The organism is Thermococcus cleftensis, assembly GCF_000265525.1.
Taxonomy (GTDB): Archaea; Methanobacteriota_B; Thermococci; order Thermococcales; family Thermococcaceae; genus Thermococcus; species Thermococcus cleftensis.
The window spans coordinates 1,292,979-1,306,688 of record NC_018015.1; the positions used below are offsets into that span (position 1 = coordinate 1,292,979).

15 protein-coding genes and 1 tRNA gene are annotated in these 13,710 nt (G+C 57.1%); 9 read left to right on the plus strand and 7 right to left on the minus strand.

Annotated features, from left to right (window positions below; translation table 11 throughout):
* The first annotated feature begins 40 nt into the window (after window positions 1–40).
* Genes CL1_RS06910 through CL1_RS06920 form a run of 3 tightly spaced genes read left to right on the plus strand, consistent with a single transcriptional unit; the run spans window position 41 to window position 3,116 of the window.
* On the plus strand, window positions 41–961 hold the full coding sequence (locus CL1_RS06910; protein ID WP_014789165.1) for an isoaspartyl peptidase/L-asparaginase family protein: 921 nt from the start codon (window positions 41–43) through the stop codon (window positions 959–961).
* Complete coding sequence (locus tag CL1_RS06915; protein WP_014789166.1) at window positions 961–2,145, plus strand: MFS transporter; 1,185 nt, start codon at window positions 961–963, stop codon at window positions 2,143–2,145. Before CL1_RS06910 ends, CL1_RS06915 begins: the two co-directional genes overlap by 1 nt.
* A gap of 2 nt (window positions 2,146–2,147) precedes the next feature.
* Complete coding sequence (locus CL1_RS06920) at window positions 2,148–3,116, plus strand: radical SAM protein (RefSeq protein ID WP_014789167.1); 969 nt, start codon at window positions 2,148–2,150, stop codon at window positions 3,114–3,116.
* On the opposite strand, the gene CL1_RS06925 is transcribed toward CL1_RS06920, so the two are convergent.
* Together CL1_RS06925 and CL1_RS06930 are read right to left on the minus strand one after the other, a co-directional pair.
* The gene (locus CL1_RS06925; RefSeq protein ID WP_014789168.1) at window positions 3,085–3,576 is read right to left on the minus strand and encodes a hypothetical protein; all 492 of its coding nucleotides are present in this window, start codon (window positions 3,574–3,576) and stop codon (window positions 3,085–3,087) included. The genes CL1_RS06920 and CL1_RS06925 overlap by 32 nt on opposite strands.
* On the minus strand, window positions 3,566–4,498 hold the full coding sequence (locus CL1_RS06930; protein WP_014789169.1) for a serine/threonine-protein kinase RIO2: 933 nt from the start codon (window positions 4,496–4,498) through the stop codon (window positions 3,566–3,568). Before CL1_RS06930 ends, CL1_RS06925 begins: the two co-directional genes overlap by 11 nt.
* Before the next feature lie 98 nt (window positions 4,499–4,596).
* Here CL1_RS06930 and CL1_RS06935 point away from each other — a divergent pair, with 98 nt between their 5' ends.
* Entirely contained in the window at window positions 4,597–5,721 is a 1,125-nt protein-coding gene (locus tag CL1_RS06935) for an MFS transporter (protein WP_014789170.1), read from the plus strand.
* Here the strand turns inward: CL1_RS06935 and CL1_RS06940 are convergent.
* On the minus strand, window positions 5,708–6,904 hold the full coding sequence (locus CL1_RS06940) for a proteasome-activating nucleotidase (RefSeq protein WP_014789171.1): 1,197 nt from the start codon (window positions 6,902–6,904) through the stop codon (window positions 5,708–5,710). The two genes, CL1_RS06935 and CL1_RS06940, sit on opposite strands and share 14 nt — an antisense overlap.
* Before the next feature lie 214 nt (window positions 6,905–7,118).
* On the opposite strand from CL1_RS06940, the gene cas6 reads away from it, so the two are divergent.
* The gene (gene cas6, locus CL1_RS06945) at window positions 7,119–7,868 is read left to right on the plus strand and encodes a CRISPR-associated endoribonuclease Cas6 (protein ID WP_014789172.1); all 750 of its coding nucleotides are present in this window, start codon (window positions 7,119–7,121) and stop codon (window positions 7,866–7,868) included.
* Here cas6 and CL1_RS06950 read toward each other — a convergent pair.
* Window positions 7,825–8,733, minus strand: a complete 909-nt coding sequence (locus tag CL1_RS06950) for an MraY family glycosyltransferase (RefSeq protein ID WP_014789173.1) — start codon at window positions 8,731–8,733, stop codon at window positions 7,825–7,827. The genes cas6 and CL1_RS06950 overlap by 44 nt on opposite strands.
* 57 nt (window positions 8,734–8,790) lie before the next feature.
* Here CL1_RS06950 and CL1_RS06955 point away from each other — a divergent pair, with 57 nt between their 5' ends.
* Both CL1_RS06955 and CL1_RS06960 read left to right on the plus strand, forming a co-directional pair.
* Window positions 8,791–10,113: an HAD family hydrolase gene (locus CL1_RS06955; RefSeq protein WP_014789174.1), complete on the plus strand. Its 1,323-nt coding sequence runs from the start codon at window positions 8,791–8,793 to the stop codon at window positions 10,111–10,113.
* 5 nt (window positions 10,114–10,118) lie between these two features.
* Window positions 10,119–10,490, plus strand: coding sequence for a DUF2304 domain-containing protein (locus tag CL1_RS06960; RefSeq protein ID WP_014789175.1), 372 nt, complete (start codon window positions 10,119–10,121; stop codon window positions 10,488–10,490).
* Here the strand turns inward: CL1_RS06960 and CL1_RS06965 are convergent.
* Genes CL1_RS06965 through CL1_RS06975 form a run of 3 tightly spaced genes read right to left on the minus strand, consistent with a single transcriptional unit; the run spans window position 10,480 to window position 12,176 of the window.
* Window positions 10,480–11,016: a deoxycytidylate deaminase gene (locus CL1_RS06965; RefSeq protein WP_014789176.1), complete on the minus strand. Its 537-nt coding sequence runs from the start codon at window positions 11,014–11,016 to the stop codon at window positions 10,480–10,482. The two genes, CL1_RS06960 and CL1_RS06965, sit on opposite strands and share 11 nt — an antisense overlap.
* A gap of 6 nt (window positions 11,017–11,022) precedes the next feature.
* Window positions 11,023–11,805, minus strand: a complete 783-nt coding sequence (locus CL1_RS06970; RefSeq protein WP_014789177.1) for a M48 family metallopeptidase — start codon at window positions 11,803–11,805, stop codon at window positions 11,023–11,025.
* Between the two features lie 5 nt (window positions 11,806–11,810).
* Window positions 11,811–12,176 (minus strand): BlaI/MecI/CopY family transcriptional regulator, encoded by a 366-nt coding sequence (locus CL1_RS06975; protein WP_014789178.1) that lies wholly within the window; start codon window positions 12,174–12,176, stop codon window positions 11,811–11,813.
* A 135-nt stretch (window positions 12,177–12,311) separates the two neighbouring features.
* Here CL1_RS06975 and CL1_RS06980 point away from each other — a divergent pair.
* Window positions 12,312–12,389, plus strand: a tRNA-Arg gene (locus CL1_RS06980).
* A gap of 190 nt (window positions 12,390–12,579) precedes the next feature.
* Entirely contained in the window at window positions 12,580–13,704 is a 1,125-nt protein-coding gene (locus CL1_RS06985; protein ID WP_014789179.1) for a tungsten cofactor oxidoreductase radical SAM maturase, read from the plus strand.
* The last annotated feature ends 6 nt before the right edge of the window (window positions 13,705–13,710 follow it).

Consider the following 13,710-nt stretch of genomic DNA (forward strand, 5'->3'; position numbering starts at 1 on the left):
CCTTTTAACCGTTCGAGGGCTTTTTATTACGGTGGTTCTCATGGTCGCGATAATAGTTCACGGCGGCGCCGGAACGATAAGGAAGGAGGAGCGCATTCCGAAGGCCATTGCTGGTGTTAAAGAGGCCGTTTTAGCGGGCTGGAGGGAGCTTAAGAGGGGCTCAGCTTTAGACGCGGTCGAGGAAGCGGTGAAGGCCCTCGAGGACAATCCGGTCTTCAACGCGGGAACGGGGAGCGTTCTTACCCTCGACGGGAAGGTGGAGATGGACGCGGCAATAATGCGCGGAAAGACCCTCGATGCAGGAGCCGTTGCGGGAATATGGGGAGTTAAGAATCCGATAAGCGTCGCGAGGAAGGTGATGGAGAAAACCGACCACGTGCTTCTCAACGGCGAGGGAGCTGTAAAGTTTGCGAGGCTTCTCGGCTTCGAGGAGTACGACCCGGTTACCGAGGAGCGGCGGAAGCAGTGGGAGGAGCTGAGGAAGAAGCTCATCGAGAGGGGCGAAACGAGGCACTGGAAGAAGCTGAACGAACTCATCAGGGAGTATCCCGAGGTGCTGAGGAGCACGGTCGGGGCGGTGGCTTTTGACGGCGAGGAGGTAGTCGCTGGAACCTCAACCGGGGGAGTTTTCCTCAAGATGTTCGGAAGGGTCGGTGACACTCCGATAATCGGCGGCGGCACCTACGCCAACGAAGTTGCCGGGGCTTCCTGCACGGGCCTCGGCGAGGTCGCGATAAAGCTGGCGTTAGCCAAAAGTGCCACCGACTTCGTCAGGTTGGGCATGGACGCCCAGAGCGCGAGCGAAGCCGCGATAAGCCTCGCGACCAAGTACTTTGGCCCCGATACCATGGGCATCATAATGGTTGACTCCAGGGGCAACGTCGGCTTCGCGAAAAATACTAAACACATGAGCTACGCCTTCATGAGGGACGGCATGGAGGAACCGGAGGCTGGTGTTTAGTGGGCGCTACCAGGGACATTTGGTACCTGCACTTCGCGACGTTCTTCTTCTTTCTCGGAATAGCCCTAGTCGGCCCTCTCATATCGCCCTTCGCGATATCCCTCGGCGCCGACCCGTTCCTGGTTGGAATAGTCGCCGCGGTCTCCGCGGTCGTGGCCCTCGTGACGAAGCCCCTCGGCGGCTTCCTCGGCGACAGGGGGCTGAGGTTCCACCTGATGGTGGCCGGGACGGTTCTGGGCATCGTCGCCGGGGTTCTCTACGTGCTCTCCTACTACACCTCCCAGCTCTGGCTCTTCGCCCTCGGTAGGGGGCTTCACGGTTTCGCGATGGGCATATTCTTCCCGCCGAACCTCTCCACGGCCATAGACCTCGCGCCCAAGGGCCGCGTTGGAGAGACCCTTGGCTGGAGGGGCACGATGTTCTCGCTCGGCAACCTCATCGGTCCCGCTTTGGGGGGCTACATAACCGATTTCTCGGGCTTCACCGTAGCCTTTTCAGTCGCGGCCTTTCTTTCGCTGGTCTCCACGCTTCTCGTCCTCAACGCCTACCGTCACGTGGGCAAGCACCTGCCCAGGCGGAGGAAGAGCGAGGAGAGGGCCAGCTACCGGCAGCTCCTCAGCCCCTTCTTCGTCTTCGCATCCCTTGGCCTGCTCTTCATGAGCCTCGCCTACAGCGGCCTCAACACGTTTTTACCTGCTATCTACAAGGTCTCGGGCCTTGGAACGGCCGCCTTCGGGACTTACGCCAGCATAATGGGCGCCTCCTCCCTCTTTACAAGGGTCATAGGGGGAAGGCAGGCCGACCTCAGGGGCCCCGTCAAAGTAGCCTCTTTGGGTCTTTCCCTAATCATAGCGGCCTACGTTATTCTCAACGCCAGCCTCTTCCCTCCCGGGGCCTACGTCAGCGCCGCGATAATCGGAGCCGGCTTCGGTCTGGCCGTTCCGTCGCTCCAGATGATGGCCCTGGCCTACCTCCCCGAGAGGATACGCTCCTTTGGCTCGGGCATATACACGATGTTCTTCGACCTCGGTTTCCTCATCGGTCCGGTTCTCCTCGGTTACGTGGCCAAAGCTTCGGGCTACGGCGCCGTCTTTCCGCTTCTCCCCTGGATAGCCTTCCTGGCCCTGCTCTCGGTTCAGTTCCCAAGGTTTTTAAGCTCTGGAAGTGAGCCGGGTGGGGGGTAGAGATGCTCGTCAGGGTCTCCTACGGAACGGCGATAGCTATGGGACTGATAAGGGCCAGAATGCTTGCCAGACCAACCACCGCGTACCTCATGACCTACCATGAGGGCCGCTGTCGCAACAACTGCGCCTTCTGTCCCCAGGCGAGGGAGAGCAGGGCGGACCTGAAGAAGCTCTCCCGAATAACCTGGCCAGCTTTCGAGGTGGAGGAGGTCGTTGAGGCCCTGCCCTCGGGCCGCTTTGCGAGGATATGCCTCCAGACGATAGACTACCCTGGAATGGTCGAGGACACCCTCAGCCTGCTCCGCGAGCTCCAACCCCTTGGACTGCCGGTTTCCGTCTCGATAACGCCGGTTGAGAAAACCGTCCTCAAGAAGTTTCGCTCCCTTGGGGTGGACTACATCGGCGTTGGCTTGGACGTGGCGAGCGAGAGGCTCTACCCTGAGATAAAGGACTCCCCCTACTCTTGGGGCGATATGTGGGACTTTACCAAGGACATCATCGATGTGTTCGGCCCAGGGAAGGCCCTAATCCACATCATAATAGGCCTCGGCGAGACCGACAGGGAGGCCGTCGAGACATTGGCCCGGGCATACTCGATGGACGCCGACGTTTCCCTCTTCGCGTTCACTCCGGTCAGGGGGACCCGCTTGGAGAACCACCGACCCCCGACTCTCGCCCGCTATCGCAGGATTCAGTTGGTCAGCTACCTCCTCCGTGAGGGTCTGGTCGGGGTTGATGAGTTGGAGTTCGATGGAAACGGCAATCTTGTCGGCCTCGGCCTGTCCAGGGAGAGGCTCCTCGAGCTCGTTCCGCCCGAGGTCTTTACAACTCACGGTTGCCCCGGTTGCAACAGGCCTTATTACAACGAGAGGCCCAGAAAAGAGCCGTACAACTTCCCGGTAAAGCCTGAAACGGAGTACGTGGAAAGGATCCTTGACTCTATCCTCGGAGGTTCCTCAGAACCTCGTTGAACTCCTCAAGGGAGAACTCCTCCGCCACCTCCTCTCCCCGGGCCAGCCTGACGAGTGCCAGGGCGAAGCTGTGAAGTTCCTCGTCCTCCTTTATCAGGCCCAGCGTGACGTCCATCTCGCTCGCCAGTTCGCCGAGCCGGCCGTTCTGCTTCATTATGAAGAGTATGTCCCCCAGCCGTTTCACGCCCAGCCGGTAGAGGTCGAGACTCGGCGCCCTGTGGATTCCCCGTAAGGCGCACTTGACAGCCCCGCGGTAGTTGTCCTCTTGGACGAAGATATCGGCCATTCTGAAGCATGCCTCGAAGTAGAACTCCGGCTCTTCTTCCCTCGCGAGATCCATTATCTCGTCGAGCTTCTTCTTTGCCGTCTCGAGGTCGCGCCTGTTCTCGGCTTCTATAGCCTCGCGGAAGAGCCTCACGATTCTCTCCCTTCTGTTGAGGGGTTCGTACTTAATCACCATCTCCCTCACCCCTGCTCTCCCTCCAGGCCTCCTCAAAGGCAGGCCAGATTTCATCAAAGTTGCGCTCAACCCTCCACCTTCTGCGGAACGCGTTCAGGAGAACTGTTACGTCCCTTTTTAGCAGCTCGTAGCTCTCGGGGTGGGCGGTGGTTATGTACTGCGCCCAGTCGATGATGAGTATTCCCCCCTCTGTCAGGACGATGTTGAACTCGCTCATATCCGAGTGCACTATGCCGAAGCGGACTATCTTGAGGTACTCCTCGAGGACCTTCTCGAGTATCTCCCCCGCCTCCTCCCTGCTCAGATCGGTATCGCGAAGCTCCGCCAGCTCGGTGCCCTCGACGAACTCCATGACCACCACGTGCCTGTTCCATGCTATCGGCCTCGGAACCCTCGCTATCGGGCTAAGCAGTGTCAGCGCCTCGTACTCCTTCTTGGCTATCAGCCTCGAAACGTAGAGCCAGCTCGTGTGGTGCTTGTCCTTGAAGACGTGCCTGTGGTAACTGGCTCTCCTCGATGCGGTTCTCCCACCTATGCGGTTGAACTTGACCGCCACCCTCTCGCCTGAGGGCGTTATTCCAACATAGACGTCAGCGTCCTTACCCACCCCAACCTGGGCGGGATTTATGGCCTCCACCACTCCCTTTCTCGCGAGGGCCCTTATCGCCAGGACGTCGTAGCCGTGTATCGTGAGCTGGTAGCCTATGTAGCCTATGTCTCCCCTCCTCACCACCAGGCCCCAATCGTCGAGCTTTCCGAGCCTGAAGGAGGCCGTCTCAACGTCCACTCTCGCGAACCTCGCCACGTCCTCCAGGGGAACCCATCGGTGGTGGCGCATGTTCAGCTCTACCCCTCTGAGTATCCGGAAGTCAAGGTCCCTGAGGTTGGGATAAGCTTCGAGCGCCAGGAGTTTGCTCACCATCTTCTCTCCCTGAACCTGCTTTTTTGTCGAGATTTATAAAAGTAGTTGGCCGCTCCTGCCCAACAGACTTTTAAACGTTAAACTGTCTATCGAAAACCATGCGCAGGAAGCTCCTCGCCCTTGTGAGCCTCGGCTGGATATTCAATTACGCCCATAGAATGGCCGTTCCACCACTGATACCGATGATAAGGGCCGAGCTGGGCATAAGCAACGCGGAGGCCGGACTTCTGATGACGGCCCTCTTGCTTCCCTACGCCCTTATTCAGGTTCCTGCCGGTTATATCGGGGACAGGATAGGAAGGAAGTATCTCTTGCTCATCAGCATAATCGGATACTCCATATCATCGGCCCTCATAGTCTTCGCCCGCCAGTACTGGGAGTTGATTGCAGTTCGCGCACTCTACGGCCTGTTCTCCGGCCTGTACTACGCCCCGGCCACCGCGCTCATAAGCGATGTTTACAGGGAGAGGAAGGGTTCCGCTCTGGGAGTCTTCATGGTGGGCCCTCCCGTTGGGAGCGGGATAGCCCCCCTGATAGTGGTTCCGATAGCGGTGAACCTCAAGTGGCGCTACGCCTTTCCGGTGCTCTCGGTTATGAGCCTTGCCGTCGGAATAGCGCTCGCTCTCGCCGTCAGAGGCGAGGTTTCCAGGCCGTCCCGAGTCAGGTTTTCGATTCCGCGGAACGTCATTCCCCTTAGCGTTGCAAACTTCATAGTTCTGGCGGCCTTCTTCGGCCTCCTCACGTTCCTCGTTTCGTTCCTCGTGAACTCGGGGGTTTCGGTGCAGGAAGCTTCCCTGTTCTTCTCCCTGCTGTCCCTCATCGGCATAGCCGGGTCCATCTTCGGCGGCGCCCTCTACGATAGAATCGGAAAGAGGAGCATAGCTATGGTCTTTGGTCTCAACGCCCTCCTAACGCTGGTTCTGGCGCTGACGGCCTTGCCGTGGGTTGTTGTCCCCCTGGGCCTGACCTTCTACTCGGTCGGGGCCATCGTTACCGCCTACACCGCGGAGAAGGCGGGTGAGGAGAACCTTGGTCCTGTCATGGGCTTCGTTAACATGGTTGGCTTCCTCGGTGCCACTGTTGGGCCATACTTCATCGGACTCCTGATAGACAAAACTGACTATGAGAGGGCCTTTCTGGCCATGCCGGCGATGTATCTGGTTGCCTTAGCGATAATAAAAGTTGAGGAAGTGGCTGAAAAGAGAGAAATCAGCCGTACATGACCTCGTGCATCGCTATCTGCTGGGCCAACCTCTGCTCTGCTCCGAAGACCTTCTCTATGGCCTTGAGGAAGTCTTCCTGGGTAACGTACTCGCGCCTGTCCCTTATTGCGAACATTCCCGCCTCGGTGGCTATGGCCTTCAAATCGGCACCGCTCGCTCCCTCGGTCATCTCCGCGATTACGCGCAGGTCCACGTCCTTAAGGTTCATCTTCCTCGTGTGCACCTTGAGTATCTCCAGTCTTCCCCTGAAGTCGGGGAGTGGAACTTCTATCAGCCTGTCAAAGCGTCCGGGCCTTAGCAGGGCCGGGTCGAGTATGTCCGGCCTGTTGGTGGCCGCTATCACTTTCACGTTGCCCCTCGGGTCGAAGCCGTCCATCTCGGCGAGCAGCTGCATAAGGGTCCTGTTCACTTCCCTCTCGCCGCCGGTGGTTTCGTCCATTCTCTTCGCTCCGATGGCGTCGATCTCGTCGATGAAGATTATGGTTGGGGCCTTTTCTTTGGCGAGTTCAAATAACTCGTGGACGAGCCTTGCTCCCTCGCCGATGAACTTCCTCACCAGCTCGCTACCGACGACGCGTATGAAGGTTGCGTTGGCCTCGTGGGCCAGGGCCTTGGCCATCAGCGTCTTTCCGCAGCCGGGAGGTCCGTAGAGGAGGACTCCCTTGGGCGGCTCTATTCCGACCCTCTCAAAGAGCTCGGGGTGCTTGAGCGGGAGCTCTATCGCCTCCCTCAGCTCCTGGAGCTGCTTGTCCAGGCCGCCGATGTCATCGTAGCTGACCTTGGGCCTCTCTATGACCTCGAAACCGAGGACGCTCGGGTCCTTCTCGCTCGGGAGAAGCTCGACGACGGCCATGGTTCTCTGGTCGAGGGCTACCCTGGAGCCAGGCTTGAGCTTGTCTCTCTCTATCCAGGGGGCTATCCTGACGACAAAGCGTGGTCCGTTGAAGTTCTGGACTATGGCCCTGTCATCGTCGAGGACCTCGAGGAGCGTTCCTGCGAAGGCCGGTGGCTGTCTTAACCTCGACATCTCCATTCTGAGGCGCGAGAGTTCCCTTTCCAGCCTCTCTTTGTCAGCCTCGAGGGTTCTCACCTGTAGCTCGAGCTGTCTTATGCGTCTCTTGAGATACGTGACGTAATCATCGTACTCGTCCGATGGTTTGACACCAACGTTTTCAACGCTCATAATTTTCACCTCTCACATGGAATTATCTGAAGAAGGGTCTTTTTAACTCTATCCTTCTCCCAATGTTGATGCGTTGCCTTATATACTTTTGGCCTCGGACGTGCGGATTTGCTGGACGATGCTTCGAGGTAATTTCCAGGTGGTTTAATTTGCGAAATTCTTATTAACTTTAAACACGGAGTATAAGGGAGGTTATACCGAGGGGTGGGTTGTAATGAGGGTGGAGATAAAGTTCAGGCCCGCGGAGGAGGGCACTATTCTTCCGTTCAACTACAACTACGACGTTTACACGCAGCTCCTCGAGAAGATGGCGATAGTTTCTCCCGAGATTGCTAGGGAAGCCGAGGTGAGCCATGTCGATTACTTCACTTTCTCTCGCATAATGGTGAGGAAGCGCGAACTCATTCCAGACCGCGGGATAAGGGTTCTCTCAGATGACGTTTCTCTCTACGTCTCCTCCTCATCGAGCGAGCTGATAAAGGCCGTCGTTGAGGGCTTCATCGATAGTCCCGTTCTCCAGATAGGTGATGCCGCCTTCATTGCCGAGGACATAAAGGTTCTCAAGGAGCCTAAAATCGAGAGAAGCGCCCTTTTCTCGACCCTCAGCCCGATAATGGTAAGGACCGTCAAGCTCAGCGGTAACAGAATGAAGATATGGGATCTCTACCCCAACGAGGAGAGCTTCTTTGACAAGCTCCGCAAGGTAATGCTAATGCGTTACTCAGCTATAATAGGACAGATGCCCGAGGAGAGGGATTTCTCAATCGAGGTCGTTAAGTTCAAGCCCGTTAGGATACTCGTCAAGGACACCTACTACCGCGGTTCTCTCATGATATTCCGCTACACCGGCTCGAGGGAGATAGCCCGCTTCGGCTACGAGAACGGCTTTGGGGAGAAGACCAGGTACGGCTTTGGAATGGTCAAGGTGATAGATGAAGAGCAAGAACCAGGAGGCCGAGAATAAACTCTATCCCCCAGACTATAGCCACCAGCCGCGGCTCCGTTACCCTGACCCTTCTCATTATCAGCCCCAGAAAGCTCGGGTATGGTGGAGCTTTTAGCGTTCCGTCCGGCATCACTTCCGTCCTCCCGTGCTTTCTGACGCCGAAACGGACGCCGAGGGCCTTTATCGTGAAGTCCAGGAAGTGCGGGACCAGCAGAACCGCCGCGCAGACTTCGACCTTGCCGGTTATCCCTACCAGCCCTATCAGCGCGCCTAGGCTCAGGGTTCCGGTATCTCCCGGAAATACCCTCGCTGGATAGCGGTTCCACCAGAGGAAGCCGAGGGCCGCTCCCGTCCCGGTGAGTGCCAGCCACCTGGCCGGGCCGTCTGTTATGGCGGCGAGGAAAGCCAGGGCTATCGCGCTCGTCCCCACCTCCAGCCCGTTGAATCCCGCGAGTATGTTCACAAGGTTGGCGGAGCCCGTGACGAAGAGAACGGCGAAGACTGGGTACAGGATTCCTAGATTTATCGTGTATCCAAAAACGCTCACCTCGCTGGAGGCGCCGAGAAAGGCCGCGGGAACGGCCGCCAGCAGGGACAGCGCAACCTTGTGGGACTGCTTTAATGCCGTCAGGTCGTCTATCACCCCAACGACGCCAAAGAGCAGGAACGTGATGAGGGCCCTCGCGGTTTCAGCGTCGAGGAACGGCGCGAGGGCAAAGGGAATCGTGATGAGCAGTGCCAGCCCGCCCATCTCGGCCACTTCCGGGCGGTTGGGCTTGTGTATGTCCCTTCCCACCACCCCTGCGTTCTTCAAGGTTTTGGCCAGGTAAGGCGTCAGGATGAGCGTCAGGGTTAAACCTATAAGCGGAGCCACCTCAATCATACTCAGGCACCCTACCCCGTTACGAGCGTTCGAAAATAAATCCTTCGGTGAAATGGCATGGACATCAAGCTGGTGGTCTTCGACCTTGACGGCACCCTCGTCGGTGCGCCGAAGCCCTTCGCTCAACTCAAGGAGGAGCTTAAGACACGCCTTCTGGCAGAGGGCATTCCAGAGCGCCTTCTTGGCGATCTCACGCCGATGTACGAGAGCCTTCAGAGGATAGCCCGGGAAACCGGACGGGAATTCGGGAAGCTTTACGCTCACCTCGTGAGGCTTGAGACGGAGAGAATGGAGGAAAGCTTTCTCTTTGATGGTGTTATCGACGCCCTAGACTTCTTGAGGAGCCGGGGAGTTCGGCTGGCGGTGATGACCCGAAGCTCCAGGGAAGCAGCGCTCAGGGCCCTTGAGATGCACGGAATTTCTGATTACTTCGATGTGGTCTCCACCAGGGACGACGTTCCGGCCGATGAACTCAAGCCCAATCCCGGCCAGCTGGAGCGCATAGTCTCGACCCTCGGCGTCCCCCCCGAGAAGACCCTCGTCGTCGGCGACCACGGCTACGATGTTCTTCCGGCCAGGGAGCTGGGCGCGCTCTCCGTTATTGTGACCTCCCATGAGTCGGGAAGAATGAGCTTCTCGGTCGATGCCGAGCCGGACTTTGAGGTTCCCACGATGAGGGAATTCACGGCTCTCGCTGAGAATCTCCTGAGCACCTACATCGTTGTCCCCGCATACAACGAGGAGCGGATGGTGGGCAAAGTCCTCGACGATCTCCTCCGCTACTTCAGGCGCGATGAGATAGTGGTTGTGAACGACGGCTCCATGGACAGAACGGGGGAGATAGCGCGTTCTCGGGGCGTTCGAGTCCTAACCCACCTCATCAACCGGGGTCTTGGCGGGGCCCTTGGAACTGGAATAGCGTACTCCCTCAGGAAAGGCGCTCGGCTGGTGGTTACCTTCGACGCCGACGGCCAGCACCTTGTAAGTGACGCCCTCCGCGTCATGAGGCCAGTCGCTGAGGGAAGGGCCGACTTCGCGGTCGGCTCTAGGCTCAAGGGCGACACCAGGGAGATGCCCTTCGTGAAGCGCTTTGGCAACTTCATTCTCGACGCCATAACTGCCGTCTTCGCCGGAAAGTACGTGAGCGACAGCCAGAGCGGGCTGAGATGCTTCAGTAGGGACTGTGCCGCGAAGATAAGGATAACCTGCGACCGCTACGCAGTCTCCAGCGAGATCATCATCGAGGCTTCTAAAGCAGGTTGCAGAATCGTTGAGGTTCCAATCAAGGCTGTCTACACGGAGTACTCGATGAAGAAGGGTACCAACATACTCGAGGGCGTCAAGATAGCCCTCAACCTGCTGTTTGACAAGCTGAGGTGATGGTGATGTACGCGGTGCAGTACATGGCTATAGCGGTTGTTCTCGTGCTGATGGTGTATGTCCTGGGAAGGTACGGGAAGAAGGAGTTCGAGTGGGGCGACTTCCTTTTCTGGGAGACCATACTCCTCGGCCTTCTGATAGTTTCCATCTTCCCCATCGAGATAGCCAACGAGATAAAGAAGCTCCTGGGGCTGGGAAGGGGCCTCGATGCCCTCTTCGTCATAGGTATTGGCCTTTCGTATATCCTGATCTTCAAGGTCTACCTCGCCGTGGACAAGACCGAGAGGGAAATCACCGAACTCACGAGAAAGGTGGCGATGGAACTGGAGGAGATAAACGAGAAGCTGGAAAGAATCGAGGAGAGGCTCAATCCCTGAACTCCCCGAAGAGTTCCTCGAGGAACGCCCTCACTCTCTCCTTCGGCAGCTTGAACTGCCTTATCTTCACTATCCCCTTTTCCTGCGCCTCCCTGAGGAGTATCTCGGTGGCCTCGTTGGGGTACATCTCCTCGTAGACTATCTCCTTTATGCCCGCGTTTATGACCAGCTTGAAGCAGGTGTCGCAGGGAAAGTGGGTGACGTAGAGCGTCGCTCCCTCAAGGCTTATGCCCTTCCTTGCCGCCATCGCTATGACGTTCTGCTCCGCATGAACAGCTCTGTGACAGTGGCCATCGACGATCAGGCAGCCGATGTCTATACAGTGGTCCATTCCCCTTGGCGCCCCGTTGTAGCCGGTGGCGAGAATGTAGCCGTCCTTGACCGCAACTGCACCTACCCTCAAGCGCGGGCAGGTTGCCCTGAGAGAGACCAGCTTGGCTATGAGCATGAAGTACTCGTCCTTGGTGGGGCGGATTCCCTTTATCCTCTCCGCCTTTTCCCTGTCGAGGAATATCTCAACCGGCATACCACATCACTGCACACGGTTGTTGAACATGTTGTTCCCGCTCATCTCCACCAAGATTCTGAATATCCTCTCGTCGTAACTCGGGTGGGTCTCGATTATCTGAACCTTCTGTTTCCTCTCGATGGACGGCTCGATGCTAGGGAGGGCGCCCATCTTGACGCCAACGCGCAGGTCCTCGTAGTACTTGAGCTCTTCGAGGGCGCGCTTGAGGTTCATCGGCGTGTCGAGCAGTCTCAGCGCGGTCTCGTCCGCCTGGAACTCGCGCTCCTTGTGGAAGTTCGCCCTGGTTACCTCGTAGAGGGCGAGCAGAGTAACGGCCGCCAGGCTTACGGCGAGGCTTCTGGTGAGGAGTACGAGCACGACTGTGAAGAGCACCATGAGGTACCTCCCGTAGGCGAGGAGGGGGAACGTCCTGGTGTCGCCGTTCTTTATGTGGCCCAGCTCGTGGGCTGCGACCGCTAGTATTTCCCCCTGGTCTAAAACTTCGAAGAGGCCGAGGGAGAGCACTATAGTGTTCTTGAAGGAGTACGCCGTGGGTATGTAGTCGTCGAGGATATATACTCTGGGCATTGGAAGGCCTGCCTTTTTGGCCATCTCTGCTATGCCGTCGTAGAGCCAGGGCATCTCTTCCCTCTGGAGGGGAACGTAGTTCCCCTTTACGTCCATGGTGGAGACCCAGAGGTAGAGAGCCAGCACTGTTCCGAAGGCCACCAGCGATATCTCTAGGCCCAGCTCCGCCAGCGCTATTACCGCCAGCAGAACTTCAAGGGCTATAACGATGAACAGCATCTTCATCACTTCTTAATCTTGGACAGGTACGCGTAGGTCGCCTCCTTGAAGTTCGTCATGAGAGCGTCCAAGATGCTCTGGACGACCTTCTCCTCGAACTCCTCTCTCGTGGTGGTTATTGTGTAGACGTATCTCATTCCTCCCCTTCCTTTCTCGACACTCCTCTTGAGCAGCCCCCTTTCACAGAGGCGGTTCATGAGTATGCTTATCGTCGAGCGCCTTATGTCAGGGTGCTTTTCTTTCATGTACTCGTAGACCTGGCCTGCCGTCGCCACCTTGACCTTCCACATGTGCTCCATTATCTCGGCCTCGAGGGGCGGGAGAACGGCTTTCATTCCTTCTTCAGTGAGCTTGAACTCGTGCGGTTCCATGCCCATCACCGTCCTTTCTCTTGGTATTTGATAGGGTATCGTGGCTAAAAAGTTTTTGTGCAGGAGTGTTCTCTTCTGTACTGTGGCCGCCGGGAATTAGATTTTTAAAGTCAGTGATTGAGTAGTTATGGGCCTGGGCCGGTGGCTTAGCCAGGATAGAGCGTCGGCCTCCGGAGCCGAAGGTCGCGGGTTCGAATCCCGCCCGGCCCGCCAGTTACAAACTTCGCCTGTGCGAAGTTTGATCAGAGTTGGTGGCTCCTCCTAGAGGCTTTCTTGTTCAGTGGTTTCTTCAGTCACTTGGAGTGTCTGGGTTTGGAAGCTTTTGGTTGAGAAACTCGTTGCCCAAGACTGTCCACCAACCGTTATAAGGGATCACCTTTAACTTTCCCGTTAGGTGTCAGTTATGGAAAACCATCACCTTTTCGATTTGTCGGACTACAAGGTTTTAATCCCGAAGAAGCCCGATATCCATTACCTCTACATCGAGATAACCAACCGCTGCAACCTCCGGTGCGAGATGTGCTTCAAGCAGTACTGGGAGGACCCAGAGGGAGACATGGACTGGGAGCTGTTCCTCAAAATCCTCGACGACGCCGAGGAGCTTCCGGAGCTTGAGATGATATACTTCGGCGGAATCGGCGAGCCGACCGTTCACCCGCGCTTCATGGACATGGCCAGAGAGGTCAAGAAACGCGGCTTCGCCCTCGGCATAAGCACCAACGGCTTCCTTCTAACGGACAAGAGGATAGAGGAGCTTGTAAAGCTTGGCCTCGACCTGATTTACTTCTCCATAGACTCCGTTCCAACTCAGCCCGTTGACATCGGCCACATAAAGCCGGACTACACGAGCTCGCGCATAAGGAAGATTCAGGAGGTGAAGGAGAAACTGGGAAGCGACGTTCCGCACATCGGCGTCGAGGTCGTCGCAACGAAGGAGAACTACGAGGAGCTGCCGGAGATAGCGCACTACGTCGGCTCCCTCGGCGTTGATACGCTCCTGATCTCAAACCTTATCCCAATAACCAAGGAGCACTCCGAGCTAATCGTTTATGATGGGAGCGTCGATATGAAGCCCATCGTCGATAAGCTGGAAGCAATTTACCACGGTTACCTGCACAAAATAGCCGAGTTCTCCCTGAGAACCGAGAGGAAGTGCGAGTTCGTCGAGAAGAAGGTCGCCGTTGTCAGGTGGGACGGCGAAGTAGCCCCATGCTACCGCTTCCTGCACACCTATCCCGAGATAGTCTTCGGTAGGGAGAAGAAGGTTTACGCCCACTCCTTCGGCAACGTCAGGGAAAAGAGCCTGGCGGAGATTTGGACGAGCAGGGAATACAGCTGGTTCCGCTACGTTGTTAAAAACTCCCTCTACCCGAGCTGTACCGACTGCCCCCTCAACGAGTCCTGCTCCTTCGTCCAGGACACCAACTACGACTGCTGGGGAAATACCCCCAGCTGTGCCGACTGTTTATGGGCTAGGAGAATAGTGCTCTGCCCGATTCCCGAGAAGGGCATGAAGGGCTTCTGGTGACTACAT